This window comes from Burkholderia sp. 8Y (genome assembly GCF_902506145.1).
Taxonomy (GTDB): Bacteria; Pseudomonadota; Gammaproteobacteria; order Burkholderiales; family Burkholderiaceae; genus Caballeronia.
Genome location: NZ_LR733519.1, coordinates 1,273,304 through 1,293,151 on the forward strand (window position 1 = coordinate 1,273,304; position 19,848 = coordinate 1,293,151).

The following is a 19,848-nucleotide window of genomic DNA, read 5'->3' on the forward strand; positions in this document are numbered from 1 at the left end:
CCATGCATACCATCCCGCTTTCGCATCCGGCGCCGCAGCGCATCGCGGGCTTTCTCGATACATGGCTCGGCCATCTCGTCGAGATTCCCGCCGCGCTGCTCGTCATCGCCGAGATCGTCGTGCTGCTCGCGGGCGTGACGAGCCGCTATCTGCTGCACAACCCGCTCGTCTGGTCCGACGAGCTCGCGTCGATGCTCTTCCTGTGGCTCGCGATGCTCGGCGCCGTCGTGGCGTTGCGGCGCGGCGAGCATATGCGGATGACGGCGCTGGTCGGCATGGCGTCGCGGCGCGTGCGCGCGTTTCTCGATGTGGTCGCCATCGCCGCGCCGCTCGCGTTCATGGTGCTCGTGATCGGCCCCGCGCTCGACTTCGCGCAGGACGAATCGTTCATCACCACGCCCGCGCTCGACATCTCGAACTCGTGGCGCGCAGCGGCCTTGCCGATCGGTTCCGGCCTCATGCTGCTCGTCGCGTGCCTGCGCCTGATCCGGGTCGGCGACTGGAAGCTCACCACCGGCGCGCTGGTGCTCGTCGCGGCCATCGCAGGCGCGTTCTATGCAGCCAGTCCGCTTCTGAAGGGGCTCGGCAACTTCAATCTGCTGATCTTCTTCGTCGGACTCGTCGCGGCCTGCGTGCTCTCGGGCGTGCCGATCGCCTTCTCGTTCGGCCTCGCGACCTTCGGCTATCTCGCGCTGACGACGAGCACGCCGCTAGTGGTCGTGGTCGGGCGCATGGACGAAGGCATGTCGCACCTGATTCTGCTCTCGGTGCCGCTCTTCGTGTTCCTCGGGCAGTTGATCGAGATGACGGGCATGGCCGCCGCGATGATCGCGTTTCTCGCGAGCCTGCTCGGTCATGTGCGCGGCGGGCTGTCGTATGTGCTCGTCGGCGCGATGTATCTCGTCTCCGGCATCTCCGGCTCGAAGGCGGCGGACATGGCGGCGGTCGCGCCCGTTCTCTTCCCGGAAATGAAGGCGCGCGGCGCGAAACCGGGCGATCTCGTCGCCCTGCTCGCGGCAACCGGCGCTCAGACCGAGACCATTCCGCCAAGCCTCGTGCTCATCACGCTGGGTTCGGTCACCGGCGTCTCCATCTCCGCGCTGTTCACGGGCGGCATGCTGCCGGGCATCGTGCTCGCCATCACGCTATGCACCGTCGTGTGGTGGCGCTATCGCGTGGATGACCTCTCCGGCGTGAAGCGCGCGAACCGCGGCGAGATCCTGCGCAAGTTCGCCATCGCCCTGCCCGCGCTCGCGCTGCCCTTCGTGATTCGCGCGGCGGTCGTCGAAGGTGTCGCGACGGCGACGGAAGTGTCGACCATCGGCATCGCGTATGCGATTCTCGCAGGACTCCTGATTTATCGACGCTTCGAATGGGCGCGTCTCAAGCCCATGCTGATCGACACCGCCTCGCTTTCCGGCGCGATCCTGCTCATCATCGGCGCGGCGACGAGCATGGCGTGGGCGCTCACGCAGTCGGGCTTTTCGGGTCAGCTCGCGCGCACGATGGCCGCGCTTCCCGGCGGCGGCTGGATGTTCATGGCAGCCTCGATCCTCGTGTTCATCGTGCTCGGCAGCGTGCTCGAAGGCATACCGGCCATCGTGCTGTTCGGCCCGCTCATGTTTCCCATCGCGCGGCAAATGGGCATCAACGACGTGCATTACGCGATGGTCGTGATCCTTTCGATGGGCGTCGGTCTCTTCGCGCCGCCGTTCGGCGTGGGCTATTACTCGGCGTGCGCGGTGAGCCGCATTCATCCCGATGAAGGCATGAAGCCGATTCTCGGTTATATCGCGGCGCTCATCGTCGGTCTGATTCTGGTTGCCGCCGTGCCCTGGTTCTCCACGGGCTTCCTGCACTAAAGCTCAATCCCATTCCAGTTCACTCATGCCGCTCCTTAACGGAGCGGCAAGGAGAAGTCATGTCTTTCATCGACACGCACAGGCTGTCGAACGCCATCCGCTTTCTGTCCATCGATGCGATCGTTCGCGCCGGCGAAGGTCATCAGGGCGTGCCGCTCGGCATGGCGGAAATCGCCACGGCCCTGTTCACCCGGCACATGAAGTTCAATCCCGCCGATCCGCAATGGCCCGACCGCGACCGCTTCGTGCTGTCGAACGGCCACGGCTCGATGCTGCTCTATTCGCTGCTCCACCTCACGGGCTATGCGAACTTCGGCATCGACCAGATCAGGACGTTTCGCGACATGGGCTCGCATTGCGAAGGCCATCCGGAATTCGACACGGCATCCGGCATCGAAGTGACAACTGGGCCGCTCGGACAAGGCATCGCGAATGCGTTCGGCATGGCGGTCGCGGAGGCGTATCTGAACGCGAAGTTCGGCGACGGCATCGTGAATCATTACACGTATGCGTTCGTCGGCGACGGCTGCCTCCAGGAAGGCGTGGGGCAGGAAATGATCTCGCTCGCGGGCCATCTGAAGCTCGGCAAGCTGATCCTGTGCTGGGACGACAACCGCATCACCGACGACGGCAGTACGTCGCTTTCCATCAGCGAGGACGTGAGCGAGCGGTTTCGCGTCGCAGGCTGGCATGTGATCGAAGTGGACGGCCACGATCTCGAAGCGGTCGCGAACGCGCTTGCCGAAGCGAAGCAGGACCCGCGGCCCTCGATGCTCGCGTGCCGCACGACGATCGCACGCGGCATCGCGCGTTTGCAGGGCCAGCGCGGCGGTCACAGCGGGCGTCTCTTCGACAAGGACGCCGACGCCGCCCGCAACGAACTGGACTGGCCGCACGCACCTTTCGAGCTTCCCGACGACGTGCTGCACGCATGGCGCGAAGCGGGACGCCGCAGCGAGGATGACTATCGCGCGTGGCATGAACGTGTCGCCGCATTGCCCGCCGACGTGCGCGCGGAATTCCAGCGCATTCAGTCGGGCGAGTTGCCCGAAGGCTGGCGGCAAACGCTCGAAGCGTACAAGCGCGAAGCGAGCCGCCGCGACGACGCCCCCGGCGGCATTCTGATATCCGCCGAGATCAACGATCTGCTGGCGAACGTGATGCCCGAGCGCATCGTCGGCTGCGCGGACCTCGAAGCGCCCACGAGCCATAAACGCAGCTTGCGCGCGTTCACGGCCGCGGATCGCGGCGGCGCCTACGTGCATTGCGGCGTGCGCGAACACGTGATGGGCGCGATGGCCAACGGCATGGCCGCGCACGGCGGCGTGATTCCGCTCGCCGTCACGTACCTCGCGTTCTCCGACTACGAGCGCCCCGCGATGCGCATGGCCGCGTTGATGGGCCTGCCGGTGAAGTTCGTCTTCAGCCACGATTCGATCGGCGTCGGCAAGAACGGGCCGACGCATCAGCCCGTCGAGATTCTGGCGTCCCTGCGCGCGATGCCGAACATGTACGTGTTCCGTCCCGCCGATGCAGTGGAAGCCGCCGAATGCTGGATGCTCGCCTACGCGCGCAAGAGCGGCCCGAGCACGATGGTCTTCGCGCGTCAGGAGTTGCGGCTCGTGCGGCGCACGCATGACGACGCGAACCTCTGCGCGCGCGGCGCCTATGTGCTCGCCGAAGCGGAGGGCGGCGCGCGTCGCGTCACGCTCATCGGCACCGGCTCGGAAGTCGCGATTGCGCTTGCGGCGCGCGCACAGTTGCAGGCGACGGGCATTCCGACCGCTGTCGTGTCGATGCCGTGCTGCGAACTTTTCGACGAACAGGACGCGGGCTATCGCGCGAGCGTGCTGGGCAACGATACGGTTCGCGTCGCGGTGGAAGCCGCCGTGCGCTTCGGCTGGGATCGCTATCTCGGGGACAAAGGCGGCTTCGTCGGCATGAAGGGCTTCGGCGCATCCGGACCGGCGCAGACGCTTTATGAACACTTCGGCATCACGCCCGCGCATGTCGTCGCTGAGGCGAAGCGGTATCTCTGAACCCTCATCACAGGATCAACATGAAGATCGTCTTTCTCGATCGCGAAACGCTCGCGCCGCAGATCAGCCTGAAGCGCCCGGCGTTCGATCACGAACTCGTCGAATTCGACCGAACCGCGCCGGAACAAGTGGTGTCGCGCTTGCAGGGCGCGCGTATCGCGATCACCAACAAGGTCGCGATCACCGCCGATGCCCTCGCGCAATTGCCGCAGCTCGAGCTGATCGCCGTCGCGGCCACCGGCACCGACTGTATCGACAAGGCCGCGTGCGCGAAGCATGGCGTCGTCGTCTCGAACATTCGCGGCTATGCGGTCAACACGGTGCCTGAACATGCGTTCGCGCTGATGCTCGCGCTGCGGCGCAACCTGATCGCCTATCGCGACGACGTGCTGAAAGGCGAATGGCAGAAGTCCGGGCAATTCTGCTTCTTCAATCATGCGATCCGCGATCTGGGCGGCGCGACGCTCGGCATCATCGGCGAGGGCGTGCTCGGGCAGCGCGTCGCGGAGATCGGAAAGGCGTTCGGCATGAAGCCGGTTTTCGCGGCGCACAAGGGACGCGACGGCCTCGGGCCGCTTTACACGCCGTGGGACGAAGTGCTTGCGACGAGCGACGTCATCACGATTCACAGCCCGCTCACGCCGCAAACGCGCGGCATGCTCTCGACGGCCGAGTTCCGCGCGATGAAGAAGCGGCCGCTTATCGTCAACACGGCGCGCGGCGGACTCGTGGATGAAGCGGCGCTCGTCGAGGCGCTCGACGAAGGCTGGATCAGCGGCGCGGGTTTCGACGTGCTTTCGACAGAGCCGCCCGCGCCCGATAACCCGCTGATGCGCGTGGCGGGCAGGCCGAACGTCATCGTGACGCCGCATGTCGCGTGGGCATCGGACGAGGCGCAGCAGTCGCTCGCGGATCAGCTCATGGATAACATCGCGAGCTTCGTTTCGGGCAACGCGGTCAACGTCGTGTCGTGAGACGAGCGGGCGAGCGACTACGCATCGTCCAATTTTTTTCAGCCTTAGTTGAAGAAAACTGCATTGATCGCCGAGCGTCAACGCTGCCATTCTGATAGCAAGCAGCGGGGAAAAGAAACCACCCATCATTAACCCGCTGCGTGCAGGGCGCGCACCGATGATGCGCCCGCCGTCATACAAATATCGCGCGGTTCAGCAATCGCGCAGGAGACACGACATGCATTCCCCTGACTCTCTTTTCGATCCGGCCGCCGTGCACTGACGACGCCGCACGTCTATTCGCGTAACACACCCTTTGCTGCCCGCAGACGTCGGCGCGCGGTCCTCGTGACACGCGCCGGGATGTCGCTTCGCTGGAGAATCGCGATGCCTCAAGAGCCGTATTTGCTGCATGCACGTTCAATCGTCAAGAGCTTTGGTCCGACGAGCGTATTGAAGGGATTCGATCTGTCCATCGCGCCCGGCGAAGTCCATGCGTTTCTCGGCGGCAACGGTGCGGGAAAGTCCACGTTCATCAAGATCATCTCGGGCCAGCACGAGCGGGACGGCGGCACGCTCGAGTTCGACGGACACGATATTGGCGCTTCGGCGGCGTCGCCGGTCGATTCGGGCATGATCGCGGTGGTCAATCAGGAACTCGCGTTGCTGCCGCATCTTTCAGTTGCGGAAAACATCGCGATGCCGCGCCTGCATCGCGGAATGCGGACCTACAGCGAGCGCGCGTCGAAGGCGCTCGCCATCGAAGCACTGTCGCTCATCGACCCGCATTTCGCGCGAGAGTCGGTGGGACGTCTCGTCGGCGATCTGACGCTGCATGAGCGGCAACTCGTGGAGATCGCCCGCTCGCTAGGATCGGGCGCGAAGCTCCTGCTGCTCGACGAACCGACGGCCAACCTGACCGCCGCCGAGACAGCGCGTTTATTCGCAGTGCTACGCAAGCTCATCGCGGAATCGAAGCTGGCCGTTCTGTTCGTGTCTCACCGGATGCGCGAGATCCGCGAGATCGCGGACGTATGCACCATCATTCGGGATGGCAAGACAGCCGTGGACCGTGTTGCGCTCAGCGATATCACCGACCGCGAAATTGTCGACTTCATGGGACAGAGCGCCGTGCCGGATGAACGCGTCGATAGCGAGGCGGAAGAAGCGATGCACGTGAGCGCGGACGTTGCGCACGCTTCCGATGCAGCGCGAGTGCATGCCGACGCCATCACGATCCGTCACGACGACATCGAAGTGCAAGTCGCGCCCGGTTCGATCATCGGCCTGGCCGGTGCGCCGACCGGCCCTGTCGCGCTGATCGAAGCCCTCACGGGGATCGCGCGGCGCACCGCGTGGGACATCACACGCAACGGCGCGGCGATCCGGTATGCGAGCCCATCGGCGGCGGCGCGCGCAGGCGTCGGCTATATCTCCGGCGACCGCGCGAACAAGGGCATTCTCGCGACGCTGCCGATCATCGACAACTTGATGGCGGCACGTCGCATCGTCGAGCGGCGCGGCGTCGCGCGCAGCGAAGAACTCGAACATGGCAAGAGTCTGCTCGATGCGCTCAAGATTCGCGCGGGATCGCTATGGGATCTGCCGTCGACGCTGAGCGGCGGCACGCAGCAAAAGATTCTCGTCGCGCGCTGGCTCACGCTCAAGCCGAAGTTGCTGATCCTCGAAGAGCCGACGCGCGGCGTCGACATTCGCACGAAGCGGGAAATCTACGCGCTCATTCGCAAGCTCGCGGCGCAGGGAACGGCGGTCGTCTGGTGGTCGACCGAATACGTCGAACTGGTTGAGCTGTGTGACACCGTGCTCGCCTTCGACCTGTCGGGGCGGCCCACGGGCGTATTGCGCCACGCCGAAGTGGACGAGACGAACCTCGCCAATGCAACCGGAATGGCCGCCTGAAGAGCCCCTATCTGGCGGCGATAGCTAATTCAATCAGGAGACGATCATGAAGACAGTGTCCCGCCCGATTCAGGGCGAAACCGGTCAGTCGAGCGGAAGCCTCAAACGCCTCCTATCCACCTACCGAACGGAGATCGCGATTGCGATCGCCATCATCATCATCGAACTGGGCGTCGGCATGATCGTGCCGGCGGCGCTCTCGGCAGGAAACATCGCGAACGTGTCGCAGGCCGCCGCGCCGCTCGTCATCATGGCCTTCGGCGTGCTGCTGGTGATCATCACCGGAGGCATCGACCTTTCTGTTGGCTCCGTCTTCTCGTTGACGGGCATGGTCACGGGTCTTGCCATGGCGCATGGCTTCGGCGCCGTCGCGAGTAGTCTCGCCGGGCTTGCCGTCGGCCTCGTGATCGGCACGATTAACGGCGCGCTCGTCACCTTCGTGGGGCTCGCGCCGTTCGTGGTGACGCTCAGCACCTACGCCATAGCGGGCAGCCTTTCGTTCATCGTGACCGACGGCCACTCGCTTCCGATCTCGGACCCCGACTATTGGCTGCTCAACTCGGGCGCGCTCGTGCCGGGCGTCATCAACTATGTGCTGTGGTGCGCGCTCTTGCTGATCGCAATCGAATTCTGTCTGCGCAAGATCGTGGCAGGCCGCTGGCTCTATGCAATCGGAAGCAGCAGTTCGTCGGCGCGCGTGATCGGCATTCCGGTCAACCGCGTGCGTCTTAGCGCCTATGTGTTGTCGGGGCTGCTCGCGTCGTTCGCGGGCATCGTGAGCATCTCGTACATCAGCAATGCGGAAGCGACGGCCGGTTCGAGCCTCATGCTTCAGGCGATTGCAGCCGTCGTCATCGGCGGAGCGAGTCTCTTTGGCGGCACGGGTTCCGCAATCGGCGCCCTGCTCGGCTCCTTGATGATCACGATCATTCAGAACGGCGCGAACCTCATCGGCGTGAACAGTTTCTGGCAAGGCACCGTGACAGGTGTCGTCATTCTCATTGCGGTACTCGTCGACCGCATCACCAAGGCGCGGCGCTAAAGCCACGCCGAGCCGCATCCGGCATATTCACAGGAGACAAACATGACTACCTACGCTTTCAAACGGCCCTTCGCCCGGTGCGCGGCGACCATTGCGCTCGCGCTCGCCGCCGTGAGTTCGCATTCGGCGTTGGCGGAGACCAAGCAGACGGTCGCCTATATCGCGCCCTCCCTCGACATCTCGTACTGGCAATGGGTGGCGTACGGCGTCAAGCAGCGGGCCAAGGAACTCGGCATGAACTACGTGGAATTCACGTCCGAGAACTCACCGGCCAAGCAGATGGACAACGTTCGCACGGCATTGACGCGCGGCGTCACGGCGGTCGTGATGGGACCCGTCAGTTCGACGAGCACGCCGCCCGTGCTTCGCTTGCTCAAAGACAAGGGCGTGCCGATTGCGTTCACGGGCATCGGCCCTGGAGCGGGACAGAAAGACTATACGTCGGCGGTAACGGCGAACAACTACGAGACAGGCAAGGCTCAAGGCTCATACGTGTGCAAGCTCGCGAAGGAGCGCGGCGGGAACAAGATCGCAATGCTGTCGCTTCCGCAGGACCGTGAGAACGCGCAGAAGTACATGAAGGGCGCGAAAGAGTCCTTCGCCGCCGATGGCTGCGATCTCGTGCAGGTTCTCGAGACGCACGGCCTGACTGTGAACGAAGCGGTTTCGCAAGCCAACGACATCCTCACGGCTCATCCCGACGTCAAAGCCATTTACGGCATGTATGACGAAGCGGCGACGGGCGCGGCCAAGGCATTGCAGACGCGCGGCCTCACCGGCAAGGTCGCAGTCGTCACCGCCGATGGCAGCCCGACGACGATCCGTCTGCTTCGTGATGGCGCGATTCAGGGCATCTTCTTGCAGGAAGCGGTCGGTCAGGGCATCGATGCGACGACACAGGTACACAATGCGCTCAACCATCAGCCGACCACGCAGGAACTGGCACTGAAGGAGCCGCTCGTCACCAAGGACACGATCGATAAGGCCGACGCACAGGAAACCGTGAAGCGCGTCTATCCGCCTTCGGCTGGCAGCTATTAAGCATCGTGCTGTCGCGAGCCGCCGCGCACGACGGGCGGCTCCGACGCCGGACGATCAAAGAAAACGGAGACATCATGGACAACTTTCCCATCATCGACCCTCATCATCATCTGTACGACCTGAAGACAGGAAACTATCCGTGGCTGCAAGGCCCGATGCTCGACCGCGTGTTCGGTGACTATTCGGCGATCCGCCGGGACTATCTGATCGACGACTTTCTCGCCGATATCAAGAACCAGAACGTCGTCAAGACCGTGCATCTTCAGGTCGAGTACGACCACAACGATCCCGTTGCCGAGACGCGCTGGCTGCAAAGCGTGGCGGACAAGCACGGCTATCCGCACGGCATCGTCGGCTTCGCGGACCTGTCGTCGCCGGACGTGCAACAGGTGCTGGAGGCGCACCTCGAGTATCCGAACGTGCGCGGCATCCGTCAGTGTCTGAACTTTCATCGCGACCCGGTGAAGACCTTCATCGACAGTCCGCATTTGATGAGCGATACGCAATGGCGTGCCGGTTACGCGCTGCTCAAACGCTACGATCTGTCGTTCGACTTGCAGCTCTATTACACGCAGATGGAAGAAGCGACCGCGCTTGCACGTGATTTTCCCGACACGGCCGTCGTGCTCAATCACACCGGCATGCCCGTCGACCGGTCGCCCGAAGAAATCGACGCGTGGAAGAAGAGCATGACGCTGCTCGCGACCGCGCCGAACGTGTTCTGCAAGATATCGGGCCTGGGCATGGGCGACTGGAAGTGGACAGTCGACAGCATCCGTCCTTTCGTGCTGCATGCGATAGAAGCGTTCGGCGTGGAGCGGTGCATGTTCGCGAGCAACTTCCCGGTCGACAAGCTCTTCAGCAGCTATGACGACGTGTTCAATGCGTTCAAGACCATCACGAAGGGTTTCTCGGACGATGAGCGTCGCGCATTATTTCATGACAATGCGGAGCGGGTTTATCGGCTTTGATGGGTTTCGTCTGATGTGGACGGCGCCGCGAGCAATATGAGCGCGGCGGCGTCGGAAATGCACGATACGCATTGGCAACCCGCGTTTATTTAGGATACCCGACTATTGCCTTCTCTCCCTCCGTCAATAATCGGCATGGCTGCCGCGAGACCGACGCCCGACGGTCCGCACGTTTCGATGTAGAAGGATCGTTCGAGCGTTGGATATGAAGCCAAGTAGCCCATTTAAGCGCGGGCAAATCTCGACCGCAACGGTCAACGTCCGACGCGCTTCCCTAGTCTCTCAGCGCGAAGCCGTTATCTCACCAAAAAACCCAATGCAATTAGGGTTCAGGCCGCTTGCCAGCGACAATTGATCGCTCAACACTTCTCTTCAATCCAGTCAGCCAGATGTCTGTCCGGTATATCGGACAAGCATCACAACGCAGTTCTCAGCCAATATGCGGCTGCGAACACGGCTTGTTCGTTCTTCCCTCTCCGATCAGGACCGCATATGAAACTTGCGAATCTCGGCACCCGAACCGCCGCTCTGCTCGTCATGGCCGGAGCCATTGCCTTGTCCGCCTGCACGAAGGTGAGCACGCCCGCCGAAGGTCCGGCCGCGCAAGCTTCCTCGACCCTTCAGGCGGTGCTTCAACGCGGCACGCTGCGCGTCGGCGATTGTCTGACCTTCGCGCCGTTCGGCTTCTACGACAAGAATGGCCAGGCTGACGGCTACGACGTCGATCTTGCGAAGGAGCTTGCCAAGCAAATGGGCGTCAAGCTCGAAGTAGTCAACACGACGAGCGCGAACCGCATTCCGAACCTTCAGACAAGCAAGGTCGATGTCGTCTTCTGCAATTTCACCCGCAATCTGGAGCGCGCGAAAGTCATCGAATTCACCGCGCCCTACGTCGTTGCCAGCGAAGCCTTGCTCGTCAAGAAGAGCAGCGGCATTCAGTCGGTCAAGGACATGGCGAATCGCACGATCGCGACGGTAAAAGGCTCGACCAACGGCGATGAAGTCCGCTCGCTGAACATGCCGATCAAGATTCAGGAATATGACAGTTCGCAGGCCGCCATTCTCGCTGTGAAGCAAGGCCAGGCCGACGCGATGATCGAGGACAACAACTTCCTCGCCTATCAGGCAAAGCTCGACCCTGAACTGGCCGTGACGAACGAGGCGCTGGTGCCGCTCGAATACAACGCATTCGGCGTGAAGGCGGGCGATCAGGCGTGGCTCAATTACCTGAACCTGTTCCTCTTCAACATCAACGCATCGAAGCTGAACGCGCAGCTCTACAAGAAGTGGTTCGGCACCGATCCGCACTTCCCGCTCAATCCGCAGTTCTGAGCAAAGAGCGATGTCGTATCGCATGAGACCGGACCGATGCGGAGGCTGACATGAATTACGAATGGCTCATTCTGTGGGGCTATGTCCCCGAGTTCCTCAAGGCCGGCTGGCTGACGCTGCAAGTGACGCTGCTTGCGTTCGTGCTGGCGCTGTTCCTCGGTCTCGTGGCGGCGCTCGCCAGCATGTCGCCGCTTGCAGTGGTCCGCTTCATCGCGCGCGCTTATGTGGAGATTATTCGCAACACGCCCGTGCTTCTGCAAATCTTCATCGTGTTCTTCGGGCTGCCTTCGGCGGGCATTTCGCTGGATGCGTATTGGGCGGGCGTGATCGCGCTGGGTGTCAACGTCGGCGCCTATCTCTCCGAAGTGTTCCGCGCGGGCATCCAGTCGGTGCCGCGCGGGCAGGTCGAGGCAGCGGGCATTCTCGGCCTCGAACGCGGTCAGATCTTTAGCGAGATCGTATTGCCGCAAGCTGCCCGCGCCGTCTATCCGGCCATCGTCAACTATCTCATGCAGCTTCTGCTCGGCACGTCGCTCTTGTCCGCCATCGCGCTACCCGAATTGACAGGAACCGCGACCGTCATCAACTCACGCACCCTGCTCTACATTCAGACCTTCGCGGTCGTTCTGGTCGCGTATCTGGTGTTGAGCAACGTGCTGTCGTGGCTCGCAAGCCAGCTCGGCGCGCGGATGTTTCATCCGCCTCTCATCATCCGGCCGCGCGCGCGGCTCGGCGGGTTCACGCTGCGCCGCGCCAATCGCGCCTGATCTGGCGAACCGGAGTCGAATCATGTCATTCGAACTACTAAAGACTAGTCTGTCGATCCTGCTGCAAGGACTCGTGACGACGCTCCTGCTGTCGATCGCGGCCATCGTCGGCAGCACGCTGATCGGCCTCTTCGCCGCCGTGCTGCGAACCTTCGGGCCGTGGGGCACCGACCGCATCGCCAAGGTCTATACCGAGCTCTTTCGCGGCACGCCGGTTCTGATTACGCTGATGTTCATCTACTTCGGCGTCTCTTACTTCGGCTATGCCATCGACGTATTCGTGGCCGGCGTGATCGGACTGAGCGTGTATCAGGGCGCCTATATCGCCGAAGTCTTCCGCTCCGGCATCGAAGCCGTGCCTAAGGGTCAGTGGGAAGTGGCGCAGATCCTCGGGCTGTCGCGCACGCAGGCCTTCGCCTTCGTCGTGCTGCCGCAAACCAGCAGGATCGTGCTGCCGCCGCTCGTCGGACAGTATCTGTCGCTCATCAAGGACACGTCCATCGTCAGCATGATCGGCATGTCCGAACTCATGCACGGCGGGCAAGCGATCGTCGATCGTATCGGCAAGCCGGTGGAGATCTACGGGCTCGTCGCCATCATCTACTTCGTCGTGTGCTTCCCGCTTTCACAATGGGTTCGCCACCATGACCGCAGGAGACTCACGTGAGCACTCAGAGCCAGAGCCATAGCGAGATGCAGACCCGGCCCGTCATCGCCCTCTCGGGCGTCAGCAAGGCGTTCGGCGCGACGCGCGTGCTCAACGAGATCAACCTGGAAGTGCGCGCGGGCGAAGTGCTCGTCCTCATCGGCGCGTCGGGCTCGGGCAAGAGCACCGTGCTGCGCATCATGGCGGGACTGGAAACGACGGATTCCGGTGAAGTGTGGGTGAACGAAGTGCCGCTGCACGACCCCAAACGCGCACGCAACATTCGCGGTCATGTGGGCATGGTCTTTCAGCAGTTCAATCTGTTTCCGCACAAGACCGCGCTCGGCAACGTGACGCTCGCGCTCATCAAGGCGCGCAAGATGAGTCCCGCCGATGCACGCAAGCGCGCGATGGCCGTGCTCGACCGCGTCGGGCTCGCGGACCGCGCGGATCACTATCCGAGCCAGTTGTCGGGCGGACAGCAGCAGCGCGTCGCCATTGCGCGGGCGCTCGCGGTCGAGCCGGGCATCATGTTCTTCGATGAAGCGACCTCCGCGCTCGATCCCGAACTCGTCGGCGAAGTCACCGAGGTCATGCGCGGGCTGGCACGCGACGGCATGACGATGGTCGTCGTCACGCATGAGATGGGCTTCGCCCGCAAGACAGCGGATCGCGTCGTGTTCATGGATAAGGGCGTGATCGCGGAGCAAGGCGATCCGGAACAGATCTTCGTCAATCCCTCGAACGAGCGCACCCGGCAGTTCCTGCATCGCGTGCTGGACCACTGACGCATCTCGGAGCGATCGAATGGCTGTCACGGAATCGTCGCGGGCAAGGGGCGTGGATCGGGTCATCGCGATGTTCAGGCAATTGCATGTCGCCCAGCGGCCCATGTCGATGCGCGAACTGATCGAAGCGACCGGCGCGCCGCGTTCGAGCATCTATGAACTGGTCGCGATTCTCGCGGAAGTCGGCTGGCTCGAAACCGGCGCGGATGGCAGCGTGTTCTTCGGACGCGAGATGCACTACTACGGGTCCGACTATGCGACGCACAACGACCTGATCAGCCGCGCGCATCAATCGCTCCTCGCGCTCGTGCGCAAATACGAGGAAACCACGCAGTTGTGCATGCTCGAAGGTAACAAGTACACGGTGGTGCTCTCGGAGAACAGCGCGCGCCCGTTCAACATCAGTTCGGACATCGGCGTGAGAGTGCCGATTCCGTGGACCGCGACGGGACGCCTTCTGCTCGGTCACATGAACGCCGATGCAATTCGCGCCCTGATCCCGCAGGAAGACTTCGTTCTCGACAACGGCGTGCGTATCGACTTCGAAGAATTCATGCACGATGTGCAACTTGCGCGCGAACTCGGCTACTGCTGCACCGAGGGACTCTCGAACGCGTTTCGCCTGTGCATGGCGGCGCCCGTTCGCGATCGCGCGGGCGTGCCTATCGCGGCGCTGTGTTTCATGACGGCCCGCGATACGAGCCCGGACAGGCGACAGGCCATGCTCGACGACCTTCTGCAGTCGGCGAGCGCGCTGTCTCATCGGTAGTGTTCAGCATGACGACGCAAATCGCGGATGATCTCGAAGAAAGACTTCAGCGCCAGCTTCGGCGAATCAGTCGGCTAGAAGCCGAGAACGCGGCGCTCAGTGAAGTGAACGACATATTGCGTCAGGCTCTTGCGTACTACGTCCCGCTTTGTGCGGCGCTTGCAAAACGCGAAACGGTCTCTTCGTCCACTAACGAATAGACGACGGATGCCGCGCGAGCGGCGTCACCTGCATCGTCATGTACGGGAACAAGGGCAAGCCCGACAGAATCGCGTGCAATTCGTCGTGCGACTCGACATCGAACACACTGTAGTTTGCGTACTCGCCCACGACGCGGTGCAGTTGCTGCCATTTCCCGGCTCGCTGCAAGTCCTGCGAATAAGCCTTTTCACGCGCCTTGATATCGTCGGCCTGAGCCGCCGGCATGTCGTGCGGCAGGTGGACGTCCATTCTAACGAGATACAGCATGTTGCCTCCTTAACGTGATTCGTTCATGCGTCGATAGATCCGGTGACGCCTTTTATGCGTTCTTGTCGCGACGGTAGAACGCGAGCTTTTCTTCATCGATGGAAAGACCGAGCCCCGGACCTTCCGGAAGATGCAAGTCGAAGTCGCGATACTGCGGACGCGCCGTCACGATGTCGTCCTTGAGCAGCAGCGGCCCGAAAAGCTCCGTCCCCCACGCCAGTTGCGGCAGCGCGCTGAAGCCGTGCGCGGATGCGATGGAGCCGATGCTGCCTTCGAGCATCGTTCCGCCATAGAGCAGCACGCCCGCCGCGTCCGCCACCGCAGCCGTGCGCAACATCCCGTGGATGCCGCCCGACTTCGCGATCTTCAGCGCGAATACATCGGCGCAGGCATCGCGCACGAGTTCGAGCGCGTCTTCCGGCCCGGTGACGGCTTCATCCGCCATGATCGGCACGATGAAGCGCGCAGCGAGCCGTGCGAGCGCACCGCGCTGCTCGCGCGGCGTAGGCTGCTCGATCAGGTCGATGCCCGCCGCTTCGAGGGCTTCGATACCCAAGGCCGCATCGACTTCGTTCCATGCCTGATTCACATCGACCGTCACCTTCGCGCGGTCGCCCAGTGCCGCCTTGATCTTCGATACGTGCGCGACGTCATCGCGCACGCTGCGTCGGCCGATCTTCAGCTTGAACACGTTGTGGCGGCGTTCGGCAAGCAGCATCTCCGCTTCTTCGATATCGCGATTCGTGTCGCCGCTCGCAAGCGTCCACAGAACAGGAAGCGTGTTGCGTACCGCGCCGCCGAGCAGCGCAGAAACGGGAACGCCGAGCCGCTTGCCCTGCGCATCGAGCAATGCGGTTTCGATGCCCGACTTGGCGAACCGGTTGCCGCGAGCGACCTTGTTGAGCTTGAGCATCGCCGCGTTGATGTTCGTGGCATCGTGGCCGAGCAACGCCGGCGCCAGATACGTATCGATCGTCAGCTTGATGCCTTCAGGACTTTCTTCGCCATACGAGAGGCCGCCGATGGTCGTCGCCTCGCCGATGCCTTCTATGCCGTCGCTCGAACGCAGGCGGATGATGACCATGGTTTGCTGCTGCATCGTCGCCATGGAAAGCTGATGCGCGCGAATGGTCGGAAGGTCGACCAGAATCGCTTCGACAGAGGTGATGTGGGCGCTCATATCAGGAGTCATCGAATGAATGGGTTGCTGAAGTATTGCCCGCGCAAACTTCGGCTGTCCAAGACCATCGACGTCTAGTGCCATACTCCCGAGGTATCGCGCGCTACGGCGCCTTGTCTGCCGGGGGAACGTGCGAGATGTGCTCTTCGTCGTATAGGCGATAGATCAGCGCGAGCATCTCGTTGATGTCGCGCGATTCGTCCATCGCTCGCATGCTCATGATGATGGGCGACGTGAGCGTCGGGTCGTCGAGCTCCTTGTAGCTGACGTCGTCACGCTTGAGGCCGTACACGCTGCTCGGCACGATTGAAATGCCTTCGCCGGCGGCCACGAGTCCCAACGCAATCTGAATCTCGCGCACTTCGTAGATCTTGCGCGGCTTGAGTCCACGGTCCTGAAACGCCGCGAGAACCTGGTCCGCATAACTCGGGCGCGGCGTCTTGGGGTAAATGATGAGCGTCTCGTTGATGAGGTCGCGCAACGCTGAGACGGGCTTGGCAAGCGCGAGCGGATGACCGAGCGGAAACGCGACGATCATCTTCTCCTCCCGCAGAACCACGCGCCGAATGTTCGCGTCTTCCAGACGAATGCGGCCAAACCCTACGTCGATGTTGCCTTCCTTGAGCGCCCTGATCTGATCGGTCGTCGACATCTCCTGAAGGCTCAACTCGACGGTCGGATTTTCGTCTCTGAAGCGGCGAATGATCTTGGGCAAGAGCCCATAAAGCGTCGACGCGACGAAACCGACGGACATGCTGCGCTCGATATTGCCGACACGCCTTGTCATGGATTCGAGCTCGGCCGTCTTGGCGAGCAACTGCACCGCGTGTTCGTAGAAGAACTTGCCTGTCTCCGTGAGTTTCAACGGACGCGAGTTTCGTTCGAACAATTGCACGCCCAGCGTCTCTTCGAGCTGCTGTATCTGACGGCTGAGCGGCGGTTGCGCGATATGGAGGCGCTGTGCTGCGCGCGTGAAGTTGCGCTCCTCGGCCACCGCTACGAAGTAGCGGAGATGTCGCAGTTCCATACGATACCTCCGTGATATAGCCCGATACTAAATCAGTGTTGGACTATGCGTTTCGGCGTCCACTATTCTGCATTCACGCCTTGTTTCACCGCCCGATTATACCTTTCGAGCATATCCAAAACGGCGCGAAACAAGGGTTAACCCAATAGAGAGTCAGGAGCAGACATGAGCGCCAAAGTTTTCGATACGAAAGAAGTGCAGGACCTGCTGAAGGCCGCTGCGAACCTCGGCACGCAAGAAGGTAACGCGCGCGCCAAGCAGATCACTCACCGTCTGCTGAGCGACCTCTTCAAAGCCATCGACGACCTCGACATGACGCCGGACGAGATCTGGGCCGGCGTTCACTACTTCAACAAGCTCGGGCAAGATGGCGAGGCTGCGTTGCTGGCTGCGGGCCTCGGCATCGAGAAGTATCTGGATATCCGCATGGATGCAGCGGACCGAGAAGCCGACATCCACGGCGGCACGCCGCGCACGATTGAAGGGCCGCTGTATGTCGCGGGCGCGCCGGTTCGCGATAGCGTCTCGAAGATTGACCTCAACGCCGACGAAGACGCGGGTCCGCTCATTATTCGCGGCACGGTGTCGGGGCCCGACGGCATGCCGGTGGCGGGCGCGGTGGTCGAATGCTGGCATGCGAATTCCAAGGGCTTTTACTCGCACTTCGACCCTACAGGCGCGCAAGACGACTTCAACTTGCGCGGCGCGGTGAAGACCGGCGCGGACGGCATGTACGAATTCCGCACGCTGATGCCCGTGGGCTACGGCTGCCCGCCGCACGGCGCCACGCAGCACTTGCTCGACGCGCTCGCTCGACACGGCAATCGTCCGGCGCATGTGCACTTCTTCGTGACGAGCGACAAGACGCGCAAGCTCACGACGCAGATCAACATCGAAGGCGACCCGCTGATCTGGGATGATTTCGCCTACGCGACCCGCGAAGAACTGGTGCCGCACGTGATAGAGAAGACCGGCGGAAAAGAACTCGGCCTCAAGACCGATGCGTATAAGGAAATCGAGTTCGACATCCAGTTGACTGCGCTGGTACATGGTACGGATAACCAACTGGTTCATCGGCCGCGAGCCGCCGTCGCTGCCTGACCGATCCCCGGATCACTTCATTCACCCACGATTCATTCGAATCGATTGCCTATGGCTTCATACGAAGCTTGCATAGGGAGACGACTCATGTCTGCAACTATCGATAAAGCGCAGCGACTGGACGACTTGCTGAGCCATGCCGTTCAGGATGACACGGAAAACGGCATTTTCCGCTGCCGGCGCGATATCTTCACGAACCCGGATCTGTACGAACTCGAGATGAAGCATATCTTCGAGAGCAACTGGGTCTATCTCGCGCACGAAAGCCAGGTGCCGAACAACAACGACTACTACACGACGTGGATCGGCCGCCAGCCGATCGTCATTACCCGCGATAAAGCCGGCGAACTGCACGCGGTCATCAATGCCTGCGCACACAAAGGCGCGATGCTCTGCCGCCGCAAGCACGGCAACAAGGGCAGCTTTACGTGCCCGTTTCATGGCTGGACGTTCTCCAACGCAGGCAAGCTGCTGAAGGTGAAGGACGAGAAGACCACCGAGTATCCGGTGCAGTTCAACAAGCAAGGCTCGCATGATCTGAAGAAAGTCGCGCGTTTCCAGAACTATCGAGGCTTTCTCTTCGGCAGCCTGAGCGACGATGTGATGCCGCTCGAAGATTACCTCGGCGAAACGAAGGTCATCATCGATCAGATCGTTTCGCAAGCGCCGGACGGTCTCGAAGTCTTGCGCGGCAACTCTTCGTACATCTACGACGGCAACTGGAAGTTGCAGATGGAAAACGGCTGCGACGGCTATCACGTGAGCACCGTGCACTGGAACTATTCCGCCACGATGGGCCGTCGCAAGGTGGAAGGCACCAAGGCCGTCGATGCGAACGGCTGGAGCAAGTCCGTCGCGGGCGTGTACGGCTTCGAGCATGGTCACATCCTGCTCTGGACCAACACGGTGAACCCCGAAGTGCGCCCGGTCTATGAACGTCGCGAAGAAATCGCGGCACGCGTGGGTGAGGACAAGGCGAAGTACATCGTCAATCAGACGCGCAATCTGTGCCTGTACCCGAACGTGTTCTTGATGGACCAGTTCAGCACACAGATCCGCGTGGTCCGTCCGATCAGCGTCGACAAGACCGAAGTCAGCATCTTCTGCTTCGCACCGAAAGGCGAAAGCGTGGAAAGCCGCGCCATTCGCATTCGTCAATACGAGGACTTTTTCAACGTCTCGGGCATGGGCACGAGCGACGACCTCGAAGAATTCCGTGCGTGTCAGGCCGGTTATGCCAACTCGACATCCATGTGGAACGACATGTCGCGCGGCGCTCCGCTGTGGATTCACGGGCCGGATGCAAACGCGAAGGGCATGGGCCTGAACCCGCTTATCTCAGGCGAGCGCAGTGAAGACGAAGGTCTCTTCGTGGTCCAGCACGAGTACTGGATGCGCGTGATGCGCGAAGCCGTGCGCAAAGAACAAGCGGAGGCGACGGTATGAGTATCGACTATCAAAAGGTCTGTAGCACGCTGTACCAGGAGGCGCGCTTTCTGGATGACCGCCAGTGGGACGAGTGGCTGGCTTGTTATACCGAAGACGTCGACTACTGGATGCCCGCCTGGGACGACGACGACAAGCTCACCGATGACCCGCGCAGCCAGATTTCGCTGATGTACTACGCGGATCGCGGCGGTCTCGAAGATCGCGTGTTTCGCATCAAGACCGAGCGAAGCGGCGCGTCGATGCCCGAGCCGCGCACGAGCCACACCGTGAGCAACGTGGAAGTGCTGGCCGACCGCGATGCGGAGATCGACATCCGCTACAACTTCAATACGCTGAGTCATCGCTACAAGGTGACGGACTCGTTCTTCGGGACCATCTATGTCACCTTGCGCAAAATCGACGACCGCTTGCTGATCGCACGCAAGAAGATCGTGCTGAAGAACGACTATATCCGCCAGGTGCTGGACGTCTATCACGTCTGATGGCACGCGTC

The 19,848-nt window shown here is 62.0% G+C and carries 18 protein-coding genes; 15 read left to right on the plus strand and 3 right to left on the minus strand.

Translation table 11 applies throughout. The features are described 5' to 3' along the window. Positions 1-2: 2 nt before the first annotated feature. The 12 genes from GV035_RS05575 to GV035_RS05630 all read left to right on the plus strand — a co-directional run bounded on the left by GV035_RS05575 (position 3) and on the right by GV035_RS05630 (position 14,130). Positions 3-1,862: a TRAP transporter large permease gene (locus GV035_RS05575; protein ID WP_159834978.1), complete on the plus strand. Its 1,860-nt coding sequence runs from the start codon at positions 3-5 to the stop codon at positions 1,860-1,862. 59 nt (positions 1,863-1,921) lie between these two features. After that, on the plus strand, positions 1,922-3,901 hold the full coding sequence (gene tkt / locus GV035_RS05580) for a transketolase (RefSeq protein WP_159833999.1): 1,980 nt from the start codon (positions 1,922-1,924) through the stop codon (positions 3,899-3,901). A 20-nt stretch (positions 3,902-3,921) separates the two neighbouring features. Beyond that, on the plus strand, positions 3,922-4,875 hold the full coding sequence (locus GV035_RS05585; protein WP_159834000.1) for a D-2-hydroxyacid dehydrogenase: 954 nt from the start codon (positions 3,922-3,924) through the stop codon (positions 4,873-4,875). A 366-nt stretch (positions 4,876-5,241) separates the two neighbouring features. Beyond that, positions 5,242-6,774 carry a sugar ABC transporter ATP-binding protein gene (locus GV035_RS05590; RefSeq protein WP_159834001.1) on the plus strand — a complete coding sequence of 511 codons (1,533 nt, stop codon included), beginning with the start codon at positions 5,242-5,244 and terminating at the stop codon, positions 6,772-6,774. Between the two features lie 46 nt (positions 6,775-6,820). Beyond that, on the plus strand, positions 6,821-7,816 hold the full coding sequence (locus GV035_RS05595) for an ABC transporter permease (protein ID WP_159834002.1): 996 nt from the start codon (positions 6,821-6,823) through the stop codon (positions 7,814-7,816). Between the two features lie 42 nt (positions 7,817-7,858). Beyond that, positions 7,859-8,857: a substrate-binding domain-containing protein gene (locus tag GV035_RS05600; RefSeq protein ID WP_159834003.1), complete on the plus strand. Its 999-nt coding sequence runs from the start codon at positions 7,859-7,861 to the stop codon at positions 8,855-8,857. 74 nt (positions 8,858-8,931) lie between these two features. After that, positions 8,932-9,828, plus strand: coding sequence for an amidohydrolase family protein (locus GV035_RS05605; protein ID WP_159834004.1), 897 nt, complete (start codon positions 8,932-8,934; stop codon positions 9,826-9,828). Positions 9,829-10,320: 492 nt separating this feature from the next. After that, positions 10,321-11,160, plus strand: a complete 840-nt coding sequence (locus GV035_RS05610; protein WP_159834005.1) for an ABC transporter substrate-binding protein — start codon at positions 10,321-10,323, stop codon at positions 11,158-11,160. Positions 11,161-11,210: 50 nt separating this feature from the next. After that, the gene (locus tag GV035_RS05615) at positions 11,211-11,927 is read left to right on the plus strand and encodes an amino acid ABC transporter permease (protein ID WP_159834006.1); all 717 of its coding nucleotides are present in this window, start codon (positions 11,211-11,213) and stop codon (positions 11,925-11,927) included. Positions 11,928-11,949: 22 nt separating this feature from the next. Beyond that, positions 11,950-12,594 carry an amino acid ABC transporter permease gene (locus GV035_RS05620; protein ID WP_159834007.1) on the plus strand — a complete coding sequence of 215 codons (645 nt, stop codon included), beginning with the start codon at positions 11,950-11,952 and terminating at the stop codon, positions 12,592-12,594. Positions 12,595-12,620: 26 nt separating this feature from the next. Beyond that, positions 12,621-13,361: an amino acid ABC transporter ATP-binding protein gene (locus GV035_RS05625; RefSeq protein ID WP_159834979.1), complete on the plus strand. Its 741-nt coding sequence runs from the start codon at positions 12,621-12,623 to the stop codon at positions 13,359-13,361. 19 nt (positions 13,362-13,380) lie between these two features. Next, a complete protein-coding gene (locus GV035_RS05630; protein ID WP_159834008.1) occupies positions 13,381-14,130 on the plus strand; it encodes an IclR family transcriptional regulator in 750 nt (249 codons plus the stop codon). A 189-nt stretch (positions 14,131-14,319) separates the two neighbouring features. On the opposite strand, the gene catC is transcribed toward GV035_RS05630, so the two are convergent. The 3 genes from catC to GV035_RS05645 form a co-directional block, all read right to left on the minus strand. Next, positions 14,320-14,598 (minus strand): muconolactone Delta-isomerase, encoded by a 279-nt coding sequence (catC, locus tag GV035_RS05635; protein WP_159834009.1) that lies wholly within the window; start codon positions 14,596-14,598, stop codon positions 14,320-14,322. A gap of 52 nt (positions 14,599-14,650) precedes the next feature. Beyond that, positions 14,651-15,778 (minus strand): muconate/chloromuconate family cycloisomerase, encoded by a 1,128-nt coding sequence (locus GV035_RS05640; protein ID WP_159834010.1) that lies wholly within the window; start codon positions 15,776-15,778, stop codon positions 14,651-14,653. Positions 15,779-15,881: 103 nt separating this feature from the next. Continuing rightward, complete coding sequence (locus GV035_RS05645; RefSeq protein WP_159834011.1) at positions 15,882-16,805, minus strand: LysR family transcriptional regulator; 924 nt, start codon at positions 16,803-16,805, stop codon at positions 15,882-15,884. A 165-nt stretch (positions 16,806-16,970) separates the two neighbouring features. Between GV035_RS05645 and catA the strand changes: the two genes are divergently transcribed. The 3 genes from catA (at position 16,971) to benB (ending at position 19,837) form a co-directional block, all read left to right on the plus strand. Continuing rightward, positions 16,971-17,906: a catechol 1,2-dioxygenase gene (catA, locus tag GV035_RS05650; RefSeq protein WP_159834012.1), complete on the plus strand. Its 936-nt coding sequence runs from the start codon at positions 16,971-16,973 to the stop codon at positions 17,904-17,906. 87 nt (positions 17,907-17,993) lie between these two features. Beyond that, positions 17,994-19,352, plus strand: a complete 1,359-nt coding sequence (locus tag GV035_RS05655; protein WP_159834013.1) for a Rieske 2Fe-2S domain-containing protein — start codon at positions 17,994-17,996, stop codon at positions 19,350-19,352. Beyond that, on the plus strand, positions 19,349-19,837 hold the full coding sequence (gene benB, locus GV035_RS05660) for a benzoate 1,2-dioxygenase small subunit (RefSeq protein WP_159834014.1): 489 nt from the start codon (positions 19,349-19,351) through the stop codon (positions 19,835-19,837). Before GV035_RS05655 ends, benB begins: the two co-directional genes overlap by 4 nt. Positions 19,838-19,848 lie beyond the last annotated feature (11 nt).

Excerpts from the sequence above, each read along its gene's own strand:
- GV035_RS05615 (WP_159834006.1), top strand. The coding sequence starts at position 11,211 with ATGAATTACGAATGGCTCATTCTGTGGGGCTATGTCCCCGAGTTCCTC.
- GV035_RS05595 (WP_159834002.1), top strand. The coding sequence starts at position 6,821 with ATGAAGACAGTGTCCCGCCCGATTCAGGGCGAAACCGGTCAGTCGAGC.
- GV035_RS05630 (WP_159834008.1), top strand. The coding sequence starts at position 13,381 with ATGGCTGTCACGGAATCGTCGCGGGCAAGGGGCGTGGATCGGGTCATC.
- catC (WP_159834009.1), bottom strand. The coding sequence starts at position 14,598 with ATGCTGTATCTCGTTAGAATGGACGTCCACCTGCCGCACGACATGCCG.
- GV035_RS05625 (WP_159834979.1), top strand. The coding sequence starts at position 12,621 with ATGCAGACCCGGCCCGTCATCGCCCTCTCGGGCGTCAGCAAGGCGTTC.
- GV035_RS05655 (WP_159834013.1), top strand. The coding sequence starts at position 17,994 with ATGTCTGCAACTATCGATAAAGCGCAGCGACTGGACGACTTGCTGAGC.
- GV035_RS05645 (WP_159834011.1), bottom strand. The coding sequence starts at position 16,805 with ATGGAACTGCGACATCTCCGCTACTTCGTAGCGGTGGCCGAGGAGCGC.
- GV035_RS05590 (WP_159834001.1), top strand. The coding sequence starts at position 5,242 with ATGCCTCAAGAGCCGTATTTGCTGCATGCACGTTCAATCGTCAAGAGC.
- GV035_RS05575 (WP_159834978.1), top strand. The coding sequence starts at position 3 with ATGCATACCATCCCGCTTTCGCATCCGGCGCCGCAGCGCATCGCGGGC.
- GV035_RS05600 (WP_159834003.1), top strand. The coding sequence starts at position 7,859 with ATGACTACCTACGCTTTCAAACGGCCCTTCGCCCGGTGCGCGGCGACC.
- benB (WP_159834014.1), top strand. The coding sequence starts at position 19,349 with ATGAGTATCGACTATCAAAAGGTCTGTAGCACGCTGTACCAGGAGGCG.
- GV035_RS05585 (WP_159834000.1), top strand. The coding sequence starts at position 3,922 with ATGAAGATCGTCTTTCTCGATCGCGAAACGCTCGCGCCGCAGATCAGC.
- catA (WP_159834012.1), top strand. The coding sequence starts at position 16,971 with ATGAGCGCCAAAGTTTTCGATACGAAAGAAGTGCAGGACCTGCTGAAG.
- tkt (WP_159833999.1), top strand. The coding sequence starts at position 1,922 with ATGTCTTTCATCGACACGCACAGGCTGTCGAACGCCATCCGCTTTCTG.
- GV035_RS05640 (WP_159834010.1), bottom strand. The coding sequence starts at position 15,778 with ATGAGCGCCCACATCACCTCTGTCGAAGCGATTCTGGTCGACCTTCCG.
- GV035_RS05610 (WP_159834005.1), top strand. The coding sequence starts at position 10,321 with ATGAAACTTGCGAATCTCGGCACCCGAACCGCCGCTCTGCTCGTCATG.
- GV035_RS05620 (WP_159834007.1), top strand. The coding sequence starts at position 11,950 with ATGTCATTCGAACTACTAAAGACTAGTCTGTCGATCCTGCTGCAAGGA.
- GV035_RS05605 (WP_159834004.1), top strand. The coding sequence starts at position 8,932 with ATGGACAACTTTCCCATCATCGACCCTCATCATCATCTGTACGACCTG.